Annotated in this window: 29 protein-coding genes; 28 read left to right on the forward strand and 1 reads right to left on the reverse strand. The window is 39.5% G+C overall.

Going from position 1 to position 25,417, the window contains the following annotated elements; all coding sequences use genetic code 11:
• The first annotated feature begins 34 nt into the window (after nt 1-34).
• The 24 genes from OLM56_RS15995 (at nt 35) to OLM56_RS16110 (ending at nt 21,635) form a co-directional block, all read left to right on the forward strand.
• The gene (locus OLM56_RS15995) at nt 35-1,093 is read left to right on the forward strand and encodes a nucleoid-associated protein (RefSeq protein WP_121374789.1); all 1,059 of its coding nucleotides are present in this window, start codon (nt 35-37) and stop codon (nt 1,091-1,093) included.
• A gap of 136 nt (nt 1,094-1,229) precedes the next feature.
• Nucleotides 1,230-1,670, forward strand: coding sequence for a hypothetical protein (locus tag OLM56_RS16000; protein WP_264527682.1), 441 nt, complete (start codon nt 1,230-1,232; stop codon nt 1,668-1,670).
• A 111-nt stretch (nt 1,671-1,781) separates the two neighbouring features.
• Nucleotides 1,782-2,021 (forward strand): hypothetical protein, encoded by a 240-nt coding sequence (locus OLM56_RS16005; protein ID WP_264527683.1) that lies wholly within the window; start codon nt 1,782-1,784, stop codon nt 2,019-2,021.
• A 96-nt stretch (nt 2,022-2,117) separates the two neighbouring features.
• Complete coding sequence (locus tag OLM56_RS16010) at nt 2,118-3,014, forward strand: ABC transporter ATP-binding protein (RefSeq protein ID WP_264527684.1); 897 nt, start codon at nt 2,118-2,120, stop codon at nt 3,012-3,014.
• Nucleotides 3,015-3,075: 61 nt separating this feature from the next.
• On the forward strand, nt 3,076-3,915 hold the full coding sequence (locus OLM56_RS16015; RefSeq protein WP_121374793.1) for an ABC transporter permease: 840 nt from the start codon (nt 3,076-3,078) through the stop codon (nt 3,913-3,915).
• Nucleotides 3,916-3,937: 22 nt separating this feature from the next.
• Nucleotides 3,938-6,238, forward strand: coding sequence for a T9SS type B sorting domain-containing protein (locus OLM56_RS16020; protein WP_264527685.1), 2,301 nt, complete (start codon nt 3,938-3,940; stop codon nt 6,236-6,238).
• A gap of 31 nt (nt 6,239-6,269) precedes the next feature.
• Nucleotides 6,270-9,041: a T9SS type B sorting domain-containing protein gene (locus OLM56_RS16025; RefSeq protein WP_264527686.1), complete on the forward strand. Its 2,772-nt coding sequence runs from the start codon at nt 6,270-6,272 to the stop codon at nt 9,039-9,041.
• Nucleotides 9,042-9,238: 197 nt separating this feature from the next.
• A complete protein-coding gene (locus tag OLM56_RS16030; RefSeq protein WP_264527687.1) occupies nt 9,239-11,641 on the forward strand; it encodes a T9SS type B sorting domain-containing protein in 2,403 nt (800 codons plus the stop codon).
• Nucleotides 11,642-11,680: 39 nt separating this feature from the next.
• Complete coding sequence (locus OLM56_RS16035) at nt 11,681-12,277, forward strand: hypothetical protein (RefSeq protein WP_264527688.1); 597 nt, start codon at nt 11,681-11,683, stop codon at nt 12,275-12,277.
• Between the two features lie 68 nt (nt 12,278-12,345).
• Entirely contained in the window at nt 12,346-12,906 is a 561-nt protein-coding gene (locus tag OLM56_RS16040) for a hypothetical protein (RefSeq protein ID WP_264527689.1), read from the forward strand.
• 85 nt (nt 12,907-12,991) lie between these two features.
• Nucleotides 12,992-13,444 (forward strand): helix-turn-helix domain-containing protein, encoded by a 453-nt coding sequence (locus tag OLM56_RS16045; protein WP_264527690.1) that lies wholly within the window; start codon nt 12,992-12,994, stop codon nt 13,442-13,444.
• A gap of 47 nt (nt 13,445-13,491) precedes the next feature.
• A complete protein-coding gene (locus OLM56_RS16050) occupies nt 13,492-13,926 on the forward strand; it encodes a VOC family protein (RefSeq protein ID WP_121374799.1) in 435 nt (144 codons plus the stop codon).
• Complete coding sequence (locus OLM56_RS16055) at nt 13,910-14,362, forward strand: DUF1569 domain-containing protein (RefSeq protein WP_264527691.1); 453 nt, start codon at nt 13,910-13,912, stop codon at nt 14,360-14,362. Before OLM56_RS16050 ends, OLM56_RS16055 begins: the two co-directional genes overlap by 17 nt.
• A gap of 108 nt (nt 14,363-14,470) precedes the next feature.
• A complete protein-coding gene (locus OLM56_RS16060; protein ID WP_264527692.1) occupies nt 14,471-15,352 on the forward strand; it encodes a tetratricopeptide repeat protein in 882 nt (293 codons plus the stop codon).
• Nucleotides 15,353-15,417: 65 nt separating this feature from the next.
• On the forward strand, nt 15,418-15,882 hold the full coding sequence (locus tag OLM56_RS16065; protein ID WP_264527693.1) for a hypothetical protein: 465 nt from the start codon (nt 15,418-15,420) through the stop codon (nt 15,880-15,882).
• Between the two features lie 58 nt (nt 15,883-15,940).
• Nucleotides 15,941-16,243, forward strand: coding sequence for a hypothetical protein (locus tag OLM56_RS16070; protein WP_264527694.1), 303 nt, complete (start codon nt 15,941-15,943; stop codon nt 16,241-16,243).
• 75 nt (nt 16,244-16,318) lie between these two features.
• Nucleotides 16,319-16,909 carry a TetR/AcrR family transcriptional regulator gene (locus OLM56_RS16075; RefSeq protein ID WP_264527695.1) on the forward strand — a complete coding sequence of 197 codons (591 nt, stop codon included), beginning with the start codon at nt 16,319-16,321 and terminating at the stop codon, nt 16,907-16,909.
• An 81-nt stretch (nt 16,910-16,990) separates the two neighbouring features.
• Nucleotides 16,991-17,449 (forward strand): hypothetical protein, encoded by a 459-nt coding sequence (locus tag OLM56_RS16080; RefSeq protein ID WP_264527696.1) that lies wholly within the window; start codon nt 16,991-16,993, stop codon nt 17,447-17,449.
• Between the two features lies 1 nt (nt 17,450).
• On the forward strand, nt 17,451-17,753 hold the full coding sequence (locus OLM56_RS16085; RefSeq protein ID WP_264527697.1) for a DUF3817 domain-containing protein: 303 nt from the start codon (nt 17,451-17,453) through the stop codon (nt 17,751-17,753).
• Nucleotides 17,750-18,109 (forward strand): rhodanese-like domain-containing protein, encoded by a 360-nt coding sequence (locus tag OLM56_RS16090; protein WP_264527698.1) that lies wholly within the window; start codon nt 17,750-17,752, stop codon nt 18,107-18,109. Before OLM56_RS16085 ends, OLM56_RS16090 begins: the two co-directional genes overlap by 4 nt.
• A gap of 237 nt (nt 18,110-18,346) precedes the next feature.
• Nucleotides 18,347-18,733, forward strand: coding sequence for a helix-turn-helix domain-containing protein (locus tag OLM56_RS16095; RefSeq protein ID WP_121374808.1), 387 nt, complete (start codon nt 18,347-18,349; stop codon nt 18,731-18,733).
• Between the two features lie 81 nt (nt 18,734-18,814).
• Nucleotides 18,815-19,570, forward strand: a complete 756-nt coding sequence (locus OLM56_RS16100; protein WP_264527699.1) for an SDR family oxidoreductase — start codon at nt 18,815-18,817, stop codon at nt 19,568-19,570.
• A gap of 1,004 nt (nt 19,571-20,574) precedes the next feature.
• Nucleotides 20,575-20,892 carry a hypothetical protein gene (locus OLM56_RS16105; protein ID WP_121374809.1) on the forward strand — a complete coding sequence of 106 codons (318 nt, stop codon included), beginning with the start codon at nt 20,575-20,577 and terminating at the stop codon, nt 20,890-20,892.
• 62 nt (nt 20,893-20,954) lie between these two features.
• Nucleotides 20,955-21,635, forward strand: coding sequence for a hypothetical protein (locus OLM56_RS16110; protein WP_264527700.1), 681 nt, complete (start codon nt 20,955-20,957; stop codon nt 21,633-21,635).
• Between the two features lie 105 nt (nt 21,636-21,740).
• On the opposite strand, the gene OLM56_RS16115 is transcribed toward OLM56_RS16110, so the two are convergent.
• On the reverse strand, nt 21,741-21,962 hold the full coding sequence (locus OLM56_RS16115) for a SymE family type I addiction module toxin (RefSeq protein WP_121374810.1): 222 nt from the start codon (nt 21,960-21,962) through the stop codon (nt 21,741-21,743).
• Between the two features lie 138 nt (nt 21,963-22,100).
• Here OLM56_RS16115 and OLM56_RS16120 point away from each other — a divergent pair, with 138 nt between their 5' ends.
• Genes OLM56_RS16120 through OLM56_RS16135 form a run of 4 tightly spaced genes read left to right on the forward strand, consistent with a single transcriptional unit; the run spans nt 22,101 to nt 25,394 of the window.
• Nucleotides 22,101-22,511, forward strand: coding sequence for a helix-turn-helix domain-containing protein (locus tag OLM56_RS16120; protein WP_264527701.1), 411 nt, complete (start codon nt 22,101-22,103; stop codon nt 22,509-22,511).
• Between the two features lie 29 nt (nt 22,512-22,540).
• On the forward strand, nt 22,541-22,888 hold the full coding sequence (locus tag OLM56_RS16125; RefSeq protein ID WP_264527702.1) for a hypothetical protein: 348 nt from the start codon (nt 22,541-22,543) through the stop codon (nt 22,886-22,888).
• Nucleotides 22,872-24,353, forward strand: a complete 1,482-nt coding sequence (locus OLM56_RS16130; protein WP_264527703.1) for a metallophosphoesterase family protein — start codon at nt 22,872-22,874, stop codon at nt 24,351-24,353. The genes OLM56_RS16125 and OLM56_RS16130 overlap by 17 nt, the downstream gene beginning before the upstream one ends.
• A gap of 27 nt (nt 24,354-24,380) precedes the next feature.
• Complete coding sequence (locus tag OLM56_RS16135; protein WP_264527704.1) at nt 24,381-25,394, forward strand: hypothetical protein; 1,014 nt, start codon at nt 24,381-24,383, stop codon at nt 25,392-25,394.
• Nucleotides 25,395-25,417 lie beyond the last annotated feature (23 nt).

Here is a 25,417-nt window from a genome sequence, read left to right on the forward strand (position 1 = left end):
TTGGTTCTTTTATCTAAAAACAAATTCTTTCTAAATGATCAACTTATTTAACACCCACATCGAGACTCTTTCCATTCATAGAGTCGGAAACAAAAGCCGTAACGAAGCCTTCTTTTTGTCTGAATCCCCATACGGGCTGAACGACGAGATCATGCCTTTGCTTAAAGAATTTTTCTTGAAATCATTTAGAGAAAAAGAAGAAAACTATTTCCAATTCGCACACGATGTAGATTTGGACTATAATGAAATGTACAATCTGGCCAGCGAGATTTTTACCAACCCGAGCAGCGTTCACGAAGTTTCAAAAAAGATAACCAAACATTTGTTTGAACAGTCCAACCATCCGCACATCAAAAACGGAGAGGTATATGTAGCGTATCTGACCAACTTGAGTATTGATAACAATGTAGTTGACGCCGTTGGTATTTTTAAAAGCGAACTGCAGTCCGATTTCCTTCAATTTGAAGAAAAAGAAAGCAATCTAGAGATGATCCTGCAGCAAGGAATCAACCTTAACAAGCTCGACAAAGGTTGCCTTATCTTCAACCACAAAAAAGAAGAAGGCTACAAAATATTGACTGTTGACAGCAACAGATATGACGCACGTTATTGGCTGGAGCATTTCCTTTCGGTAGATGCTTTCCAAGACGAGAACTTCATCACTAAAAAATATTTGAAATTCTGCCAAGACTTTGCAAAAGACGTGGTCTTGCCTGCCGAAGACAAAAAAGAAGAAGTCATGTTCATGAACCGTTCTGTGAACTATTTTGCGAAAAACGACGATTTCGAAGAGCAAAATTTCTTAAACGAAGTTCTTGACAATCCAGACCTGATGTCGGAATTCAAAAACTATAAAGTGGACAAAGGAGAAAAATACAGCATCGAAGATGTGACAAGCTTCCCGATTGCCAACGCTGCTGTTTCTGATGCCCGAAAAAAAATCAAGAACGTGATCAATTTAGATACAAACATCCAAATCAAGCTCGATTTCATCAACCCAGAAAGCGCAGAAAAATTTGTAGAAAAAGGCTGGGACGAAGAAAAACAGATGTACTATTATCTAGTTTATTTCAACAAAGAGCAAAAATCTTAATTTTCTAAAATAATCTAAGCATCCCCAATTGGTAACAGTTGGGGATTTTTATTTGCTTATAATTATATAAAAATAATCTTCTTTCGTAGTTGTAATTTTAGGAACTAATCTATTACAAATCAAAACCCTACTAGCTATGAAAACAAAAAATAAAGACATAGAAACTTTTTTTAATCATTACGAAAAAAGAGTCAACGATGCGTTGATTGGAAAAAAAATATATGCTGATGAAGCAGCCGATTCCTTTGCCGACTGCTTTATAGAATCAAGTCCGCTGGGAGTGATCTGTGGAAAAAACGATGCTGAATTCAAAAAGCAGATGCTGAAAGGCTATGAATTCTATAAGAAAATAGGGATTACTTCAATGGACATACTTTCAAAAGAAATCACCGTTCTCGATGAATACCATGCCATGGCGAAAATTTACTGGAGATCGAATTACCAAAAAGACAAAGCAGCAGGAAAAATAGACTTTGAAGTCACTTATTTCCTGAATTTCAAGGACGGCAAACACAAGATTTTTGCTTTTATAACAGGTGATGAAGAAAAAGCCTTAAAAGAACATGGCTTGGCATAAAATCCATAACGTTTTGTTTACAAATCAGTTACATTATGCATTTCGTCGATTATTTTTGCCTTTAATCGGATAAAGTAGTATGTTTATAACCCCAAAACAAACATAACCTACATGAATCCACTAACCTCCCGCCACAATGTGCTTTTTGAAAAAGCATTTTGTCGATTTTTTGGACACAAGTTCAAGACTATCAGAAAAGTAACCGACCACTTCAAGGAATTTGAATGCAAAGTATGCCACTGCCATGCAACAAACGATGTGAAAGGCAACAAGATTCATCTCTCTGATGAATTAAAAGACATCAACAAGACGTTAAATCAACTATATCAGAAAAGGCAGGTTGCCCTATAAATCTTTTCAAAATTCGGTTCCAAAAAAGAGTTTTTAATTCCTTGTAACAAATTGTTGCCTGAAACGTCCTATCTTTAAACCAAACCTCTATATATTTTGGAAACTATACTTAAAATTGAAAATCTTTATAAAAATTTCGGGCTGGTCAAAGCCGTCAAAAACGTTTCTTTAGAAATCAAAAAAGGAAATGTCTACGGTATTTTAGGACCAAACGGAAGCGGAAAATCCACTACCCTCGGAATAGTCCTCAACGTTGTCAATAAAACCTCAGGAAGCTACAGCTGGTTTGGGGGACAGATGGAAACTCATGAAGCTCTGAAAAAAGTAGGCGCAATCATTGAAAGGCCTAACTTTTATCCCTACATGACTGCTGAGCAAAACCTACAGCTAGTCTGCAAGATTAAAGGAACCAACTATTCTAAGATTCAAGAAAAACTAGAAATTGTCGGGCTTCTCGATAGGAAAGACAGCAAGTTCAGGACCTTTTCGCTCGGAATGAAACAAAGACTTGCCATTGCTTCTGCACTTCTAAACGACCCTGAAATCCTAATTCTCGATGAGCCTACAAATGGCCTTGATCCGCAAGGAATCCGTCAGATCCGCGACATCATTAAGACCATCGCTTCTCACGGAACTACAATCCTTTTAGCATCACACCTTCTTGACGAAGTAGAAAAAGTGTGCAGCCATGTACTCGTTTTAAGAAAAGGAGAAATTTTATACTCTGGTACTGTCGACGGAATGAACTCCCAGGATGGCTTCTTCGAATTACAGGCAGAAAACCTGCAAGAATTAAAAAATGCTTTGGCACAACATCCTTCCATAGACAAGATCGAGGAAGAAGAAGGGCGTCTTATTGCCTATCCAAAAGGCAGCGTGAATGCTTCCGAGCTGAATAAGTTTCTTATCGATAGAAACATCTTCTTAAGCCATTTGGTGAAACGCAAGCACAGCCTAGAGGAACAATTCTTGCAATTGACCAACAACAAATAACAAACCGAAACAATCCAAAACCCGATACCTTTCATAGTATATCAGGATAAAACTAGCAACCATGAAACGATTACTATCCATCGAACTTCAAAAAATATGGCAGAACAAGGCGAGCAGAGTACTTACCCTTACCTATTTCGTCCTGCTTTCCTTCATCGCCCTGATAGCCTCCATCAATTTTAGCTTTCTAGGCATCAACTTTAGGATTGCCGATCAAGGAATTTTCAACTTTCCTTACATCTGGCATTTCAATACCTATGTAGCCTCCATACTGAAATTCTTCCTGGCCGTAGTAATTGTTTCGATGATGGCAAACGAATACACCTACGGTACTCTCAAACAAAACCTTATCGACGGCCTTAGCAAAAACGAATTCATCAAGTCCAAGCTTATAACTGTAATTCTGTTCGCCCTAGGTTCGACCATTTTTGTTTTTATAATGTCGATGATATTAGGCCTGTGCTTCTCATCCTATGACGAGGCAGGCATTATCTTTTCAGACCTCGAATACCTTTTAGCCTATTTCGTAAAACTCGTGGCTTTCTTTTCTTTCTGCCTTTTCTTAGGAATATTAGTAAAACGTTCCGCATTTGCACTAGGATTCCTTCTCGTATGGTTTTTCTTCGAAGGAATTATTTTCGGTCTTTTGAGATGGCTTGTTTTTTCAAGCACAGAGCAAGTTCAGAAAGTAACGGCTTTTTTACCATTGGAATCCATGTCAAATCTGATAAAAGAACCTATAACACGATTCCAAGCCTATAAAGCCATCGAAAACCAAGTCTCTGGCGGCGTGGCCCCAAAAGACTACAGCGTCCACTGGTATGAAATTCTCATTGTGGTCGTTTGGACGGTTATTTTTATGTTAATGTCGTATAAAATTCTGAAAAAACGAGATTTATAGTATCTTTGCCGATACTATGAAAATGACAAAACCCCACATTTTTATTTTATTTGTTCTTTGCCTTCCGTTTCTGGCCAAAGCTCAATATATAACAGTCAACGACACCTATACAAAGGAACAGCTGGTCAGAGATGTACTCATCAACAATACCTGCGCCAGCGTTTCAAATATTTCGGTGCTTGGAGGAAATTTTGCTTCAGGACAGCAAAGCTACGGCTACTTTAATGCCGGGAGTAGTACCTTTCCTTTTGCAGACGGAATCGTATTAAGTACCGGAAGAGCCGTCGCAGCACAAGGCCCGAACAGCAGCTTGCTCGATGACGGCCAAGGAATGGACTGGCCGGGCGATACCGATCTGGAAGCTGCCTTGGAAATAAACAATTCTATCAACGCTACCATACTCGAATTTGATTTTATTCCACTCGGAAACAAGATCAGTTTCGACTATATCCTCTCTTCAGAAGAGTACCATGACAATGCTCCATGCCGCTATTCAGACGGATTTGCGTTCCTTCTAAAAGAAGTTGGAGGCACGGAAGGTTATAAAAATCTTGCCGTAGTACCAGGAACTACCATACCCGTAAAAGTAACATCTGTTCACCCAGAGATTGGAGGAAACGGCGGCTGTGAAGCCCAAAACGAAGAATATTTTGGAGCTTTCAACGGCTTTGAGCATCCGACCAATTTTAACGGACAGACCGTAGCTCTGACTGCTCTTTCAGACGTAACACCAGGAGTACTTTACCACATAAAATTAGTCGTAGCAGACGAAGGCAACTACCGATACGACTCGGCCATCTTCTTAGGAGGCGGAAGCTTCAAGATAGAAACCGATCTTGGCGAAGACAGGCTATTAGCCACAGGAAATCCGCTTTGCAAAGACGAAACCTTGCCCCTAAATGCTACGAATGCCAATGCAATACGATACGAATGGTACAAAGACGCAGTGCTGCAGCCCGAAATCACGCCTACCTACCCTGTTACTGTAGCAGGCACTTATGCGGTTAGCGTTGAGCTGACAGGCGGTTGTTTTTCTACAGGAGAAATCAAGATAGAATATGCTGGAGCACCCACAGTTTCTAATGCTGTTCTAGTACAATGCGACGAAGACAATAACGGCCGTGCCTTGTTCAACCTCAACCAAGCAGATGCTCAAGTCATTGCGGCAGACCCGACTTTGACCGACCCTGTGTATTTTAGGACAAATGGCGAAGCAGCTTCAAATACCAATCCAATTACCAACGTTACAAATTTCGAAAATACCCAGCCGGTTGTTTATGCCCGTGCAGAAAACCAATACGGCTGTTACGCCATTTCAGAAGTAACGCTGAACGTTTCCAATAATAATATTGCCGATCCGCAAGACCTGAAAAAATGTGATACCGATACCAATCCTACAGATGGCAAGTCGGTTTTTAACTTGCGTGACAGAGAGGCTGATATACTCGCCAACCTGCCATCAGGAAACATTAACTATTATACCTCATACGAAGACGCCCTATCCGGATTAAATCCGATTCCGGCTCCTGATGTCTTCCCAAATACCATTCCTTTCCAACAGCGTATCTATGCCAAGCTAAGTTCGGGAATCGATTGTTATGGAATTGCCGAATTTAACGTCATAGTCAATTCTTTCGGCAGCAGCCTAAACGACGTACAGGCAATTGTCTGCAGAGGCGGCGATGTATTGCTTAATGCAGGAAGCGGCTTTTCAAGCTACAAATGGAATACTCCAAACAACGAAACGACGCAGATCATCCGAGTAACCGCAGCAGGAACCTATACCGTTACCGTCACCAATTCAGATGGTTGTGAAGGCACTAAAAAATTCATCGTCACGGCTTCCAGTATTGCCACGGTAGCATCCATGAATATAAGAGATTTCCAAGGAGGCAATAACTCCGCGACGGTAGTCTTGACATCAGACAGTATCGGAACTTACCAATATTCTCTAGACGGCATCACTTTCCAAGACTCGCCTACCTTTACAAATCTAGATCCAGGCCGATACACAGTCATCATAAAAGAAGCCAACTGCGGTATCATTACCCATGTATTTTACATCATGGATTACCCTAAATTCTTCACTCCAAATAACGACGGTACTAACGATATGTGGAGGATTCCATACCTGCAGTTCCAGCCCAGTGCTACCGTTGCTATTTTTGACCGCTACGGCAAGCTGCTCTACTTTTTTAAAGGAGGACAGCCTGGTTGGGACGGCAAGCTGAACGGCTACGACCTGCCTGCAAACGACTACTGGTTTAGGATTATACTTCAAGACAAAAGAGAAATAAGAGGACACTTCTCACTCTTAAGATAATTCTATATCTTTGAGAGCTAATCGGCTCGTTATGAGAATAAAACTACTTGTCTTTTTTCTATGCTTGTCCCTACAATCCTTCTCGCAAGGAGAAGCCTCCAATTGGTTTTTTGGCAACAGGGCGGGCATTAAGTTCAATAGCGACAATACCATAACCACGCTTTCCAACTTCCCGAATCCTATTCGAATCGTTACCGACGAAGGATGCAGCTCTTTCTCAGATGCTAATGGCAATCTTCTCCTATATACCGACGGAAGAACCGTTTGGGACAGGAACCATATCATCATGCCCAATGGAAACTATAACGCAGGAACAGGACTGCTAGGCGACCCTTCCAGCACACAGTCTGGAATAATCGTACCGAACCCCGCCAATCCAAACCTCTATTATATTTTTACGGTCGATGAGCCGCACCATCAAAACGCATCGGTCTATCCGAACCAATTTTTAGGAGACTATGACGGAGGCGGAGGGCGCGTTCCCACAGCAGACGATGGCTTCAACAACGGACTCAACTATTCTGTAGTCGATATGTCAATCACAGGAGCCAACGGAAGCATCGGCAACATAACCGTTCGCAACACCCATCTCGTTACTTATAATCCCGACCCAACAGGAGAAGAAATCAAATACAAATGCTCCGAAAAAATTACAGCCGTCAGGATTCGTAACGGAGGAGGCTATTGGGTCATAACCCATTTTATTGACAAATTCTACGCTTTTAAGATTGACCCGAGCGGCGTAAGCACTACGCCCGTAATTTCGCAGCTAAATCCTGTAGTTCCCGTTTCTGGCTATCGGAGAAATGCTATCGGACAGATCAAAGTTTCCCCAAACGGAAAAAAGATTGCGATCGCCCACGTACAGAACGGACAGATCGCGGGCGGAACTTCTTCAGGAGGAGCCATGTATCTCTATGACTTTGACAACAGTACTGGAATCGTATCAAATGGCCAAGCCATAATAACAGACAGCGGCTGCTACGGAGTTGAATTTTCTGCCGAAACCAAAAAGCTCTACGTTTCTACAGAAAGTGGTGTCGTACAATTCAATCTCGAAGCCCCATCCATACCTAACTCAGGACAGCTCATTTCAAGCCGCAGCTATTCTTCATTGCAGCTCGGTCCCGACAAAAAAATCTACAAGGCCAACATCAATACCGGATTAGACGATGGCTTCCTCGATGCCATCAACAATCCCGAACTTGACGGCTCTGCCTGCGGTTATCAAAATGCCGCAGTCAATCTAGGAGCAGGCACATCGCGCTTTGGACTGCCTCCGTTCATTACCTCAGTCTTCAACACCAATATTATTGCAAAAAACCTATGCGCCGGACAGGCTACTACCTTCGAAATAAGCACCAACGGATTTGTCCAAAGTGCCATTTGGAATTTTGGCGACGGCAGCGTCTTCAGCAATTCTCTATTGCCTTCCCACGTCTTTCCTGGCCCGGGTACTTATACCGTCACAGCAACCGTAGTCGTTGAAGGAACAACCATCAGAAGCACCAAAAATCTGCAGATTAATGCCCTGCCCGTAGCCACGCCTGCAACCCTCGTGCAATGCAGCCCTACTGCAGCCGACACCAATATTCCGTTTAAGCTGTCAGAAGCCACACAGTCCATCATAGGAAAAGACCCCAATCTGAGTCTTACTTTCTTTCGCTCGTTGCCAGAAGCCATCAACGACACGGATGCTTTGCCAATAAACTATCCAAACGCAGCCAATCCGCAACAACTCTTCGTCAGAGTAACCGATAATACTACGGGCTGCTTTTCCACTACTACGCTCGACCTCTCTGTAAATGCAATGGCCAACACCCCATTGCAAATTAAAAAATGCGATGAGCTGAATAGCGAAGACGGAATATCCGACTTCACCCTAACTGATGCTCAGATACCAGGACTGCCTCCGACTGCAACTACGCTATATTATGCCAATACCGACGATGCCCTGCTTGAGCAGCATCCCATAGCCGAAAACTATACCAACCCGGTTCCTCACCAGCAGACAATCTATGCAAGAGTCGAAGACAACAATCAATGCTGGGGCATCTATCCCATCAACCTCATCGTCAATCCGCTGCCACAGCTCAAGACCGAGGACACCTATTATGTATGTACGAACCTGCCGAACCGCTACACGACACTTACACCTGGCTTATTGCAAGGAATTCCTTCCGACTATACGTATGAATGGTCTACCGGAGAGCACACTTCGACCATACAAGTCAATCAAGCCGGAACCTATACCGTCAAGGTAACCAATATCCACGGATGCTCAAAAACCCGCACCCTGACCGTATTGCCTTCGAATAATGCCACCATCCAAGAAATTGTCATCGTCGATCTTGTTGCTAACAATACGGTTACTGTGCTGTTGGCACCTGAAAGTATCGGAAGCTACCAATACAGCCTCGACCTACCAGGCGGACCTTTTCAAGACTCCAACCATTTTGAAAATGTCTCGCCTGGATTCCATACGGTCTATATCTATGATATTCACGGCTGCGGCATCGTGAAGAAAGACATTTCTGTCTTGCAGATACCTAATTATTTCACCCCGAACGGCGACGGCTATAACGACACTTGGAACATCATCGGAATCAATTCCATATTCTATTCCGATGCAAAAATTTATGTTTTTGACCGTTTCGGAAAGCTTCTGTCCGATGTAGATCCTAGAGGCGCTGGATGGGACGGAATCTACAACAATCATCCCGCTATCGCGACAGATTATTGGTATCTTGTTATTTTGAACAACGAAAGAACTGTAAGAGGGCATTTTTCGCTAAAAAGATAATAGCCATCTCCTAGCTACTAGCAAGTCAAATCTATCGAATCCTCATTCACAATAGCCATTTGCTATTTAGATATTGCCTTATTGCTATTAAAAAACTAATTTTTAGCGGATTAAAACGATTGAAACTCTTAATTTTCAGAAGGAATTAAATTTCAAATACTAAAAATATAATAAATTTGAGTAAACATACGTAACGAATGACTTTAAAAAAATCCCTCATTGCCCTCCTCCTCCTTTTTACAATCACCAAGACTTTTTCGCAGAATGACTGCACCAATGCCATCATTGTATGCGGAAATACTGGATTTGAAGGATTGAGCGCAACAGGAATTGGCATTCAAGAACTTGGATTCAACAACTGCAGCAGCCAAGAAAACAACAGTATTTGGCTTATGCTTTCTATAGACACGGGCGGTACGCTTGGATTTACCCTTACTCCCGAAAGCAGCGATATAGATGTCGATTTCGACTTTTTTATATTCGGACCCAATGCTGACTGTACTAATTTAGGGCAGGCTATCCGCTGTTCGACCACCAACCCAATAGCGGCAAATGCTTCAGACAATCTTACAGGCCTGAACCAAGACGAAACCGATACTTCCGAAGGCCCGGGGGCAGACGGAAACAGCTTCGTGCAATGGCTCACCGTCAACAATGGCGAAAGCTACTTTTTAGTCATCGACAGGCCGGTAGGCTCGAGCAATTTTTCGCTCACGTGGACGGGAACGGCTACCTTCAATCAGCCCCCGACATTCCAGAATCCAACAGGTACGGCGCTCAATATTACGAATTGCGACAACGACGGCCTTATCGACAACAGTACTACTTTTGACCTCGAGCAAAACACCAGCACCATTATCGGCAGCCAGACTTCGGTAGCCGTTACCTATCACCTCAACACCAATGACGTGTTGACGGGAGAAAATGCTATAACACCATCAGGCAGTTTCCCGAACACCATAAATCCGCAGCCTATTTTTGCACGAATCACCAATACTATTACCGGATGCTTTTCGACTGCCGAATTTTCTATCGAAGTAATCAACTCCGTCGATATCCCAAACGACCAATTTGCAATCTGTGACGATAATAGCGACGGCGACGACCAGAATGGCCAGGCCACCTTTAACATGAGCGATGTTACCATTGGTATCCTGTCAGGCACCAACCAATCTGGAATTACCGTAGACTACTACCCCACTTTTGGAGATGCTATCAATAATACTGCAGCTTACGGAGCCGCACATTACAATATGACTCCGAATGAAGAAAGCGCCTTTATCAAAGTCACTAATTCAGACGGATGTTTCAAGATCAAAGAAATCAAGCTCGTCGTTAATCCCTTGCCAGCAAAAACGACAGCCACTTTGGTACAGTGCGATTCCGGACTTACTCCAGACGGACTTACTTTATTCAACCTCAATGAATCCATTCCTTCCCTTACGGGCGGAGACCCCAACTTGGGCGTAGAATTTTTTAAGAGCAACATCCTGTTACCGACAGCCTATACCAATACTGCAAACCCTGAAACCATCGATGTAAAGATTACCGACCTTACGACCGGATGTTCCAGTATGAGTACCCTAGACCTTAACGTAAACGTAATCAACAGGACAGTAACCATCGCACCGCAATGCGACACCGCCGAAACCGGCGTCATGCCGTTTGACCTAAGCACCACAGACCTTCTCCTGACACCGACCGAAACAGCACATTTTTACGCCAACCTAAACGATGCCCTGCTAGAGCAAAACGAAATTACAAATACCGCCAACTATCCGAATGCTACGCCTTATAACGCGACTATCTATGTACGCGTTGAAGAAGCCAATAGCTGTTCTGTAATAGCTCCAATCCAGCTAACAGTAAACCGCCTCCCACAGATTGAAGTACAAGACACTGGTTATGTTTGCACCAACTTGCCCAACCGTTATATTACCCTCGATGCAGGACTGCTGCAAGGCAATCCGACGGATTATACCTACGAATGGTCGACTACACCCGTACAGACAACTCCCGCCATCCGCGTAAACGAAGTAGGAACCTATACTGTAAAAGTCACGAACGCCAACGGATGCATCCAGACCAGAACCATAACTGTCTCCCCGTCTAACAATGCCACGATAGCCGAAGTCGTAATTGTAGATTTGGCACAAAACAATACCGTAACCGTTATCCTAGACCCTGCCAGCATTGGTAGCTACCAATACAGTCTTGACCTGCCGAACGGCCCGTTTCAAGATTCCAATCATTTTGAAAACGTAGCCGCAGGAGTCCATACCGTCTATGTCTATGATACCCATGGCTGCGGCATCGTATCCCAAAAAATATCCGTGCTAAAGATTCCTCCCTTTTTTACGCCTAATGCAGATGGCACTAACGACACTTGGGACATTATCGGCATCAACCCGCTATTTTTCGCCAGCTCAAAAATCTATATCTTTGACCGCTTCGGAAAGCTACTTGCAGATATCGACCCTAAAGGCGCAGGCTGGGACGGAAATTACAACGGACGCCCTTTGCCAGCCAATGATTACTGGTACTTAGTCAAACTAGAAAGCGGCAGGACCATTCGAGGGCATTTTAGTTTGTTGCGATAAGTGAATTATCAAGAAATGTTAGTTCTCAAATCATAATACATGAGAAAAATATTTACAATTTTATATCTCTTTTTTTTATGTAATTGTTTTGGACAATCTGTCGAAGAAATAAATGATGTCAAAAAAATAAATAATCGTTTAGGGATTTCAGATATACTCTTTGATAAAGAATTTAGACTCTATAAAAGCCATGCTATAACTAGTAGTACTGAATTATTTAGGATGTTTTATGACGATAATAAAATTTGGCATGCCTATCTTTATCATTATCGTAGCGATCAAGAAACTTATACTGTTACGAAACTTTCAAGCGTCAAAGACCTTGATTTCATATGGTTGCAGTTATTTGCTTTCTACATAGAAAAGTTGCCAAATATAAAAGACATAGCATACAAATTTAATGACACCAAAGTAGTTTCTGAAAAAGGACAATATTATCTCCAGACAACAGTTTCAACTATAAGTGATGGAACTAGTTACAAAGCTTATTTTAAATTTAAAAAGGAACAGCATATTATTGACTTTACCAACTATAAAAGTTATTTAAAACGCTTTCCAGAAGTAGACGAACTTATCGCATATCAAAAAATCATGGCTCTTATTTCAAATAATTTTGGAATATGGGAAGAGGAATAATGTGGTTCTGAAGTAATCAGAAACTATTTTTGATTTCTTAGGAATTCATTTAAAACAAAAAACAATTTATGCAACGTTTTATAAAAAAACTCTTATTGCTAGTTATTTTAATCTTTTCTATTTCATGTAAGGTGAAACAAAATGACGAATTATATCTAAATTACATAGCCGCAATAAATAATGGTAGTACATTCCAATATCACCTAGTTATAAAACTTAAGAATCTCAATACAGGAGAAATTAGGGAAGTTTGTACAGAAGGAAATTTTTTACAAGGCGCTTTACATAGAGAATATGATTTGGCATATGATGAAGAAGGAGTTGAAAAAGCGATAAAACTAGCCATCGAAAATAAAAAACGATATTATGAATTCAAGAATGATAGCGCAATAATCAACATCGGCAGTGAAGATTACACTATGAAAGAGCTTGAAAAATTAGAAAAAAAAATAAATTTTGATTCTCTTGCCACTCAAATAAAAGCGAAAAAAAAGTGGGCAATAGCGTTAGACAATAAAGAAATGATGATGTATGCCCATGCTTTGTTTAATCGCGGTGTACTGACTGGCGAAAATAATTGTATGGGAGGCCGGCTTTATTATATAGATAGAGATAATCCCCCTTTTTAAGCATAGTGTAACTATTTCTATTTCTGCTGTTTTAGAAAACCCTTTTTTTCCTAACTTAGTAAAACCCAGAAAAGAAGACAACACCATGACAGCAGCCCAATATCCAAAGATCTACCTCTATCGCAGGATTGTTCAGGCAAAAGTCTTTATTGATAAATGCTATGCTGATAAAATCGACCTCAACAATATCTCAGACGAAGCTTATTTTTCCAAATTCCATTTCATACGGCTGTTCAAATCCATCTACGGAAAGACGCCCCACCAATACCTCACAGGCGTACGCATCGAAAAAGCCCAGCAATTTCTACAGCAAGGCAAGCCTGTAACCGAAGCCTGTTCCTTAGTAGGTTTTGAAAGTCCAAGTACCTTTAGCGGCCTCTTTACCAAACTCGTCGGCAAGACACCCTCCCAATACCTCGATAGTCATAAAGAAAGACAATCCCAGATACAGCAGACGCCTTTGGCCTTTGTACCCGGCTGCTATGCCTATATGCACGGCTGGAAAGAAAATAGCAATTTTGAAGAAGCCGAAAAATAAATCATTGCCCATCTTTGTAATGTGTTCAACATTAAAAAAGAAAAGCCATGATTACAAAAATGACCATTACCAACATCCATGTCTTAGACCAAGACAGCGCCTATGACTTCTACATCAACAAATTAGGCTTTAAGCTCGTAGATGATATTCCAATGGGACCCGAAACTCGATGGCTCACCGTTTCTCCACCAGAACAGCCCGACCTGCAATTAGTCCTCTTCCCTGTTACCGTAAGCAAGATGTTTCCTAAAGAAGTCGCAGAAACATTAATCGACCTGATCAAAAGAGGAATATTCGGCTGTGGAGTACTCACCTGCAACGACATCTTTGCCACCTATGAAGAACTAAAATCAAAAGGCGTAGAATTCATAAAGCCGCCCACAAAAGAATTCTATGGCACAGAAGCCTTGTTCAAAGACGATTCTGGCAACTATTTTTCATTACAGCCGCTTAACAATTTCGACAATGAAAACAATATTTGATCCAGCAGCACGAGAGGAATTAATCAGCAGGATCAATTCCCTCGATGAAAAAAGCACAAGACAATGGGGAAAAATGAACGCCTATCAAATGGCCAAACACTGCACGATATGGAACGAGTGGGTTTTAGGCAAGGAGAATCATGTCTATAAACAAGAATTTCTAGGCAAGATATTTGGCAAGATGGCTCTCAAGAGCAATACCAAAGACGACCGTCCTTTAGGCAAAAAGATGCCCGCCGGAACAGCATTTACAGTAAAAGAAAAAGAAGGCGACCTAAAAGCTCAAAAAAACATCTGGGCAGAACAGATTGCAGGCTACGGACACTTCTCTAATCCTGACTTCGTCCATGACTTTTTCGGCAAAATGACAAAAGAAGAAATCGGCATATTCGCCTACAAACACAACGATCATCATCTGCGGCAGTTTAGCGTTTAGGGCAACAGCTTGTTTCCATGTGTTAAAAAATATCCTTGTTCCAATTATACAAGTTTGTCATTCTTTAAGGAAATATTTTTATCTTTAAAAAAATCATCAATCAAACACATGAAAAAAAGAATCCCTTTTCAAATCCTCTTATTGCTGCTTTTCACATTGCAAGCATTTTCACAGACAGACAATCCCGAATTGCAGAAAATGGCCGACGACGACCAAAGTGCAAGAATGGCTTCAGACATCAACTGGATGATCCTCAACAAAGAAGACAGCCTCAGGCGCGTGAGGATTTTCGAACTGATAAAAGAAGACAAAGTCAAGACCGCCAAAGACCACTTCAATTCCGGAATCGTCTTCCAACACGGCAACGATACCATCGATTCGCGAATAGCAGTACAAAGTTTCAAAAAAGCCATAGAGCTCGATGCAACCCTCAACAAATGGTGGTATGCCGCAGCAGTCGACAGAGACCTGATGCGAAGAGGACAGCCCCAGATTTACGGAACCCAGTTCGTAAAAAACCAAGCCACAAACAACAAATGGGCGCGATACAAAATCGATACCACAAAAGTAACCGACGAAGACCGCAGCTATTACAGCGTAGAATCCCTTGCCGAGCAAATCAAAAAAGAAAGATTCATGAACCTAAAATCGGTTTCTTCCTACTATGCAAGCAACAATTCTATTGACAAGACCATCAAGTTTATCGAGCAAGAATTCAAAAAAGGAACCGAATCCGAATACAACAGTAGCGAAGAAGAAATCAATAATTTTGGCTATAGCCTGCTGAATGCCAATAAAAACGAAGACGCCCTAAAAATCTTCAAGCTAAACACAAAACTCTATCCAAACGGCTTCAATACTTTTGACAGTTATGGCGAATGCCTGATGAAGCTTGGCCAGAAGAAAGAAGCCCTAAAAGCCGATAAAAAATCATTAGCACTCAATCCTCAAAATGACAATGCTAGAAAAATAATAGAAGAGAATAAATAACCTTTATTAAATTGTATTTTTGAGGTGATGCTAACTTGTTCTGTAACAAAACCTAATCAAAAACCATGAGACTAACAGGAATTATTATTATTTTACTCTTAACAACCATGGGATGTAAAAACCCTGACGCTATTACCAAAACGGAGGAAATAAATCATTTATCGCGTAAGATTTCTGAACTTCAAAGGCAAAATAAGATTTTAAGAGATTCATTATCTGAATATGAAGAAAATTTTTTATACTCGCAGACATTAGTTGGTGTTCCAGACAAACCTTTTTTAAAAGTCGGCAAAAACAATAATATAGTTATGCTATTTCAAACTTTTGATAAAAAATTACCCAAATACGATATCTATAAACTTGAAGGCGATAAACAAATAAAAATAGGCAGTAACACCAGTACTAGATTTGACTACAATTTTACTCCAAAATCCATTGACGATAAAGAATTAAAACTTTTAGTAAAAATACCATATAATAAAAAGACAATTGAAATTCCAGGTCTTATGATTTTCGATGTCAAGGAATAAAATATTGGCAGCCACAAACAATAAATGGGCACAATACAAAATCAATGTTAAGAAAGCCATGAGACATATAAAAAGGTTTAGTATATTCTTTATTTTAATCCCCATCGCTTTTACATTATCCTGCAGCAACACGAACGACAAATTAAAAGAAGGATTCTGGAAACATGCCGGAGGATTTTACATAGGCGATATTATTGATTTCAAAAACAAGTCCATCCAAATAAAAAACGACACCATTTTCAAGAACGATACCGCAATAGCTAGAATCGAAAAGCTAGAAAGCCGATGGTTAGCAGGAGACAAAGTACTCCATATCAAAGCAATTCCGAGCGGAAAAAGCGCAAGATATGTAGAGAAATAATCCCTGCACTGCCAAGACGTCGTTTGCAGGAATTACAAATTATCTCTTTCTTTGTTTAAAAGAAGACCAACCCACATGAAAAAAGCGGCAATCACTCGGCTGAATATCCTCCAGAAAGCCTTTGAGCTCATCTACGGAAAAGGCTACCTGACTACCAGTATCGACGAGATTTTGGCCACTACTCATGTAACAAAAGGAGCCTTCTACTACCATTTCAAGAACAAAGACGAGATGGGCATTGCTATCATCAACGAACTATTAAAGCCCACGTTCGAAGCCACATTCCTGAAACCCCTTGCGTCCGGCGGCGATCCTGTACAGATTATCTACGACATGATGCACGAGATACTCATGGACAACGAATTTCTCAAAGTAGAATACGGCTGTCCGGCGGCCAATTTCACCCAAGAAATGGCTCCTTGGAATACCGATTTCACAAAAGCACTAAACGACCTTTCCGCAGCATGGAAAGACGCCATTATTGCCTGCATCGAAAGCGGCAAAAAAGACGGAAGCATTCGCCCAGACGTAAAAGCAGACCAAGTCGCCATCTTTATCATGTCAGGCTACTGGGGCATCCGAAACATAGGCAAATTAAGCAATAGCAAAACCGTCTACCTCGTGTTTTTAAAACAGCTAAAAGACTATCTCGAAACCCTCCGATAATTTTTTTATTCAAAAACATACTAATTAGTATGTTTTTTATTTACTTTTGTTCCCGTAACAAACAAATAGTCGTTTTTCGATATGTATCAAGCCCTTACCTTCCTCCATTCCACACTGCGCTGGCTTGTTTTGGTCAGCCTGATTGTTTCACTATACAGAGCCTACCGTGGCTATTTCCGCAAAGCAGCATTCACAAAAACAGACAATGCCGTTAGGCACTGGACAGCCACCATAGCCCACACACAATTGATGGTCGGCATGACGCTATACTTCCAGAGTCCCATCATCAAATACTTTCTCAACAATTTCAGCACCGCCAAAGAAAGCTTCAACTTGCTTTTTTTCGGAGTCATCCACAGCCTGCTCATGTTGCTTGCCATAATCATCATTACCATTGGTTCTTCTTTAACAAAAAGAAAAACAACAAGCCCTGAAAAATTCAAGACGATGCTCATCTGGTATGCCTTGGCCCTGCTCATCATTTTCATTGCCATACCTTGGCCGTTCTCCCCTTTCGCAAACAGACCCTATTTCAGATAATATGCAGACACTTTTAAAAACACCCATCGGGCGCCTTCGCCTCCTCGGATACATCGAAGGACTTTCGCTCCTCGTCCTTTTCTTTATTGCCGTACCTCTTAAATATGCAGCCGGCGATCCTTCGCTCTCAAAAATTATGGGACCGCTTCACGGAGCCCTATTCCTGCTTTTTATCTTTAACACTTTGAGCGTTGGAGTCGAACAACAATGGAAGTTTAGGCAAACCACCTACAAGGTCATGCTCGCCTGCATCATTCCGTTCGGAACCTTTTATATCGACCGAAAAATCTTAAGCAAAATATGAAAAAAGCAATCCTCATCGTCGGCATCCTTTTGCTTGCCTATATCGGATACCGCATCTACAAGATCTACACCCTAGACAAAGGACTAGGCCAGCTCATTTCAGAAGGTGCCATCATCCTCGACGTCCGTACAGAAAAAGAATTCGAGATGGGCCATATCCAAGGCGCCCTCAACATCTCTTTAGGCGAAATCCGCCACCGCTATACGGAACTCGATACCTCAAAAACCTACATCACCGTATGTTCCCACGGACTCCGCAGCGTCAAGGTCGAAAACATCCTAAAAGAAAAAGGATTTAAAAAAGTATACAACGGAGGCGCTTGGAACGATCTGCAGCAAAGCCTTAAAAAACACTAATTCTTTTTTACTCCCCGCTAATCCTCACTCATACAGCCTCTTTGCAGTTTTAGGGTATAGAATAGCAAAAATAATTGCCATCTTTGAATAATACTACATTATAAAGATAAGAGCGGAGTATAAAAGTTTAAGAGGCATTGTTGTTAATAGTACTCCGCCTATCTTTATTCCGAAAAGTTCACCACGCCCCTTTGCGTCCGGATGCCGACTTTTGTGAGTTACTAAAGAATATGCGACATGGCCAATAAACAAAAAAGCGACCAAAAAAGAAGTGCCGAAATAACCAGGCGCTATTTCGATTTTATAGACAAGCATACAAACGATGTCAGCAGTGGCCGTGTTTCCGAATTCATGGAACTCAACCAAATAGCACGCGAATTGGCCGTTTCTCACAAGCACCTCACAGACAGTGTCCAAAAAGAAACACAGCACCATCCCTGCCATTTTTACGACACAAAAATTATCGAAAAAGCAAAACAGCTTATGGCAGACCCGCAGCTCTCTATTGCGCAAATTGCACTAGCGCTTACCTACGACCCTTCCAATTTTTCTAAATTCTTCAAAAAGTTTACAGGAGAGACACCCGGAGCATTCAGAAAAAAGCAAAAAACAAACAACACCTAAAGTTCCGAAAAGTTCACCACATTTCAGTCATCGATTTTCCGCTCCTTTACAGTAGTAATAATCGTAAAACAATCAATGACCATGACAAGAAATGATCTAAACGGAAAAGTAGTTTTAATTGCCGGAGGCGCTAAAAACTTAGGAGGCCTATTAAGCCGCGGTTTTGCCGCAAAAGGCGCAAAAGTAGCCCTACATTACAATAGCAGCAGCACCCAAGCAGATGCCGAAAAAACACTGGAAGCCATTCAAAAAGCAGGAGGCGAAGCCTTTTTGTTTCAGGCCGATTTGACAAAAGTAGAAAATATCAAAAAACTTTTCGAAGCAACCAAAGCCAAGTTCGGCAGTATCGACATTGCCATAAACACCGTAGGCATGGTATTAAAAAAGCCTTTTTTAGACACTACCGAAAAAGAATACGACACCATGTTCGACATCAATTCAAAAGTAGCCTATTTCTTTATCCAAGAAGCAGGCAGAACGCTTAATGACAACGGCAAGATCTGCACCATTGTCACCTCGCTATTGGCAGCCTACACCGGACTGTACTCTACCTATGCCGGAGCCAAAGCTCCCGTAGAGCATTTTACCAGAATGGCCTCAAAAGAATTCGGACAAAGAGGCATTTCCGTTACAGCTGTAGCCCCAGGCCCAATGGACACGCCCTTCTTTTACGGACAAGAAGCCCCAGACGCTGTAGCCTATCACAAATCAGCCTCAGCCCTAGGCGGCCTGACCGACATTAAAGACATAGCCCCATTAGTCGAATTTCTGGTAAGCGAGGGCTGGTGGATCACAGGCCAGACCATTTTTGCTAATGGTGGATATACAACGAGATAGCAACAAAAAACCAGCAGTAGTACTGCTGGTTTTGTTATAACGCTCCTCAACTATTAATACTATATTTGATTGATAAACTAAAAAAGCTACCCAATGGAAAAGATTTTATTATCTCTTCCAACCTTTAGCTCTTAATTTATATCTTAGTTAAAAACAGCTTTTAATAAATAATTCGATCAAAACATGAAAACACTTTCTTTAATCACATGCTGTGCTAATTTCGTTGATAGTAACGCCAATCATAAGTAACAAACTAAACTGATGCTAAAAAAAGAAATAATTCTGCTCCTATTTTTTCCAATATTCTATTTGGACAAGACAATAGCGAATCTAAGAAAGCACTTGCCGAAATTGACGCCTATGTAAAGCAAATTGATAGTACTTACAAAAATGCAAGCGAAGGAATCATAGAAGGCCCAATCGAACATAAAAAACCAAAAAAAAAAATGGCGGTTGGGAAGCTTATTATATTAGTGATGAACAATCGAAAAACCTGCCCTTAAGAATTCGTTACACTGCAACCGAATTTGATAAAAACATAAAATTAGATTTATATTATAGAAATGAGAAACTAGTTTTTGCTGATTTAACAGTCAGTTATACTACCGAAAAAAAGTCAAAGCCAAGCTATAAAAGACAATTCCGTTTCCCTGATGGAAAATTGTACTGGCAAACTAGAACCACAAGCAAAGAATTTCAAGATGCGGAAAAAACTTACAGCTATGACTATTTATTTAAAAAAGAAAGTGAAATCCGAGAAATGATCTATAAATAAACATGATCGCGTAGATTTGCGATACAGGCCAGACCATTTTTGCAAACGGCAGATATACCACGAGATAGCAACAAAAAACCAGCAGTAGTACTGCTGGTTTTTTTATTTAATCATTAAACATCCCTTCACTTTCAACTTTCAACTTCCAACTTTCGACTATCAACTTTCGACTATCAACTATCAACTTTTACAATAATTCCCTAGCTTTACTACAAATTAAATTAAACAAATGAAAAACCTTTGGTGTTGGCGTTGCCAGATGGAAGTACCTATGCTCGATGAAGAAGAATATGCAATAGCAGCAAAGCTATATTCTCAAGGCTTCGAAAAAATAGAATCAGGCAAATCAAGAGAAGAAAGGTTCAAGCCGATGCTCGACTACTACAACAACCTTACAGGATTTGAAGAAACAGAACCAAACGCAATAATGCATCATCGCATCGAACAATATGGCCCACCCTGCGAAAACTGCAGCAAGCCCTACCGCACGCCTCTAGCTTCTTTTTGTGCTGCCTGCGGAAACAAAAGAGTACTCCAAACAAATTAAAATTAATCACCACAAACTATCAACTATCAATTATCAACTACTCATAATAGTATCATCTTTTTATGAAGAATCTATTCCTAATAACACTCTTTCTTTTTGCAAGCCTAATTTATGCAACAGAACAAATTCCTGATGTCTTAAAATACAACGGAAAAGAATACGAACTAAGAAGCTTCTCTCCCGCCCACAAATATTTTCAAGACAGGGGATTTCAGCCCCCAAAAGAAGCAATTCAAACAACGGGCAATCAAAAAATTTTTCTATTCACGTACGAAATAATCAACGAAAAACTTTACTTGACAGATGTTGAAATCCTTCTACTGGAACCAAATAAAAAATACCCTAATATGACAGACCTCAATTCAAAAAGCATTTTCAAAGAATACTTCCCACACGAGGACAAAATACTAATGGATGTCTCCAAAATAACAGTTATTCCATACGGAGATCTAATCGAAGAAGATTCTTGGTCAGACGGATATTATAAAAACTATTTGATATTTGAATTCAAAAGCGGAGAAATAACAAAAAAATTAGATTTAAGCAAGCAAGAATATATAACCGAATCAAAAAAACAGTTTAAGCTATTCAAAACAACCAAAGAATATAAAGAAGTCAAAAAAGACATAAAAGCAAAAAAATCAGTAGATTTTTTTAATGAATTTAGGCCAAAAAAACTTCAGGTAAACATCAATCAATATATAGAAAGACATATATTTTATAAAATCAAGCATATCCAATAGACTATCTTTTCGACAAACAAAAAACATTGCCAAAAGCACAGTTGTTTAATAACCTCTCAACTTTCGATTTTCGACTTCCAACTTTCGACTTTCGACTTTCAACTTTCAACTCTTAACCTTCCTAATCACAATCTTTCCCCTCCCTACGCTCACCTTCACGCTGTCGCCTTCATAAAAGCCGCAGTCTTGGAGCCATTTTCCTTGAATCCTGATTTCCGGAAAAAAAGCGATGCGCCGATACGCCCTTGCAAAACCTTTACTAAAAACCGTAAGGTAACGTTCTTTCCCTTTTTTATTTTTGTTGCTGTTTGGTGTAGAATTTTCCATATCGTTATCATTTAATACGCCAAAGCAACAAAAGCCCAAAAGCATAATCAAGTGGGCAAAAGCATACATTATTCTAAAGCAAAGAATATTTCAGAAACAATATTTGTTTATATTTAACAAAAATTTATACATACAGTTATGATACACAACAACATGCCAGACAAAAAAATACACCAAGGCCGAAACATCAAACGCTTTCGCGAAATGCTCGGCATCAAGCAAGAAGCCCTAGCTTTTGAACTGGGCGACGACTGGAACCAAAAGAAAATCTCACTCCTCGAACAAAAAGAGTCCGTAGAAAAGGATATTTTAGAACAAGTGGCTAAAATCCTGAAAGTGCCTACCGAAGCTATTGAGAATTTTGATGAAGAACAAGCGGTAAATATTATCTCAAATACATTCACAAGCAACGATACATCGACTTTAAATGCTATAAATATTCAACCAACATTTAATCCTCTTGATAAAATGGTTGAACTTTATGAACGTATGCTTCAACAGCAAAAGGAAATGATTGAGAAGTTGGAGAGGTTGATTGAGGGGAAATAATATTAATAATTAACTAAAATATAGTAGTTATGTACCACACAATATTACCTGTTACAGATAGTCATAATCCAATTATTGTAGAAGGAGAAAGCGAAACTAAAATAATTATTTTCAATGCAGGGCCTTCAACGATTGAAGCACAAGTTTGGCAAAATTGGAAAGGAAAAGTAGATGGTGAATATCTGAATTCAAAAGAACCAAATCTACAGCTTGAATTAAGAGCTGGGAATCAAAAAATTATTTCAGGTTCCTTTATAAGGGCTCGAATTAAAAATTCAGAATCTAATTACGAAGACATTAATAAGTTTGCAGCTGTGGGTGTAAGAATTCTTATGATACACCCTGATAATAGAATTTTCCATGATTACATATACTAGTCAAATTCAGATTTTACATCTTTCTGATTTACACTTTGGGGAACATCACATTTGTAACCCAAAACCATCTGCATCAAAGGAAGGTATACCTTCCTTAGCTGATTTAATTTCTGATGATCTTCAAAAAGACTTTGGAGCTACTGTTATAGATAAAACAGATTATTCTCAGCAAAAAGAATCTCCATTAATAATAGCTGTAACTGGAGATTTTACTCAGAAAGCAGCACATGAAGAATTTCAAGAAGCATCAAGTTTCTTAGATAGTCTATTATCAAAAAAAATTCTAAATCGGGAAGTTACAAAAAAGAACATTTTTATTGTTCCAGGAAATCACGATGTACAGTTTACTAAACCGTCATCGGATGAGAGATTCCAACCTTATTGTAGTTTTTATAATAAATTTTACCAAGAAGTTCGACCTCCACAACTTCCTCATGAACCAATAAAACTAACACAAATTCATTTACGGAATGAAAATGATAATAAATTTCTTATAGCAGAGATTAACTGTTGTATGTATGTTGAAAAAGATACCGTTGATAGTAGCAGAGGTCAGGTAGATATTGCATCAATAACAAAACTTAGAAAAGAATTGAAAGAAATTAAATCTTCTAATTCTGATTTTGCTGATTATATAAAAATAGTTGTAATACACCATCATGTAGTTTTACTCCCCTCTTTTATAGAAGACGGAAGAGGTGTTGATTCTATAATGCATTCAGGATATTTATTAGAGCTATTGAACGAATACGATTTTCATTTGATATTGCATGGACACAAGCATTATCCACATATTTTTAATTATGAACCGGTTCCTCTCTGGAATGAGTCAAGTAGTAAAATTCCACAAGTTGTTATAGCTGGTGGAAGCTGTGGAAGTAAAGAATTACCTACAGAGGTTTCAGATAGAGCCCGCAACACATATAGTATAATAACTATAAAATGGCATCCTGCAGCTAAACAAGCCCGTGTGAAAGTTATCACAAGAGGATTAAAAAGAACAGGTTCAAAACCATTAACTCCTGATCAATGGAAATGGGAAACAGTTAATATTAGCGATAAAGTTGTTGCTCCATACCAAGCTATACCTTCAGCTGGGTCAATAACATTCGAAACTATCCAAGATGATGTTTCAAGATTAGAACAATATGAAAATCAGAGGTATCATATGGCGGTCGCCGAGGTAATGCCATCGTTAATTCCTGGGCAAGCATATGAGGTAAGAGCATGGATTGTTCAACATAGACCAGACCTTTATACTTTACCTCCTTTAGTTAAAGTGGAATGGACTGCAGGAGAAAAATTTAAATGTATTATTTGTGAAGAGAAAGACAACCCTAACTTTTCATTTTCTTATCACTACTGGGGGCCAATGCTCATACAAGCAAAACTTTTTTTCGCTGATGGTTATGAAGGATTTGCTTATGTATATGCTAGAATGCCTAAAGATGAGTCAATCAATTAACCGATAAGCCATATCAAAACTAAAGAAATGGATACAATCAACGGAAATATTTTAGAAATTCATTATTGGTTCAATGACAGGTCACATTCTATGGATGCTTTTGTAGAAAATAAATGTGAATTTGAGATTTTAGGAATAATAAAAGAAATTGCAAATATTTATTCTGTTGAAATTAAAATTGAAACCGAGCCAACAGCCGAAGGCGGTTTGAGAAAATGGTTAAAAGTCGTTTCTAAAGATGAAAATAAAAATGCCTCAATAACAATTGCAATTATAGTTGCTCTTATTACAACAATTCTAACTACTCCAATTGCAAAAGTTTCAGAAAAACTCATTGACAAAATATTTGAAGATACTGAAATTCAAGATTTAGAAAAGGAAAAGCTTAGGCTTGAAATTGAAATACTGAAACAAGAAGCAAGCAAAAAAGGTATACCTATAGAAAGTAATACTATAATAAAAAAGAAGAAATCAAATTTTTATGAAGCTTTAGAAAAATATCCTAAAGTTGATAAAGTTTCATTCTTTGTAGTGGATGAGGATAAAATTAAAATTTCAAAAGAAAAAGTTGTTAATAAACATGAATTCAAAAATTTTGTTCTAGTATCAGATGACTTAGATCCAATTGAAATTGAGTCAGCAGTTATTGAGATTATATCTCCTGTTTTAAAAAAAGGAAAATACAAATGGATGGGGTATTTTAGCGGAGAGCCTATTTCATTTAATATGCAATCAAAAGAATTTAAAATTTTAGTACAAAATGGAGAAGTTGAATTCAAAAATGGTTCATCAATAAATTGCTTACTTAGAATACGAAAAAAAATTGACAATGAAGGTCTAGAAAAAATAGTTGGTTATGATGTAGTTATGGTCAATCATTATTTTGAAAATGAAAAATCAATTGAGACAAAAGAAGGTCGTAACAAAGACAAATTAAAGAAAATGCTAAAAACCAAATCAATTTGTTTGATGATGAAAATAATTTATTTAATCTTGGATAATTCTGATAGTGCACATTTACAATCAGCACCAAATATCTAGCGTAAACCTCTATTCTTGCTATA

The sequence above is a fragment of the Flavobacterium sp. N2550 genome, assembly GCF_025947265.1.
Classification (GTDB): Bacteria; Bacteroidota; Bacteroidia; order Flavobacteriales; family Flavobacteriaceae; genus Flavobacterium; species Flavobacterium endophyticum.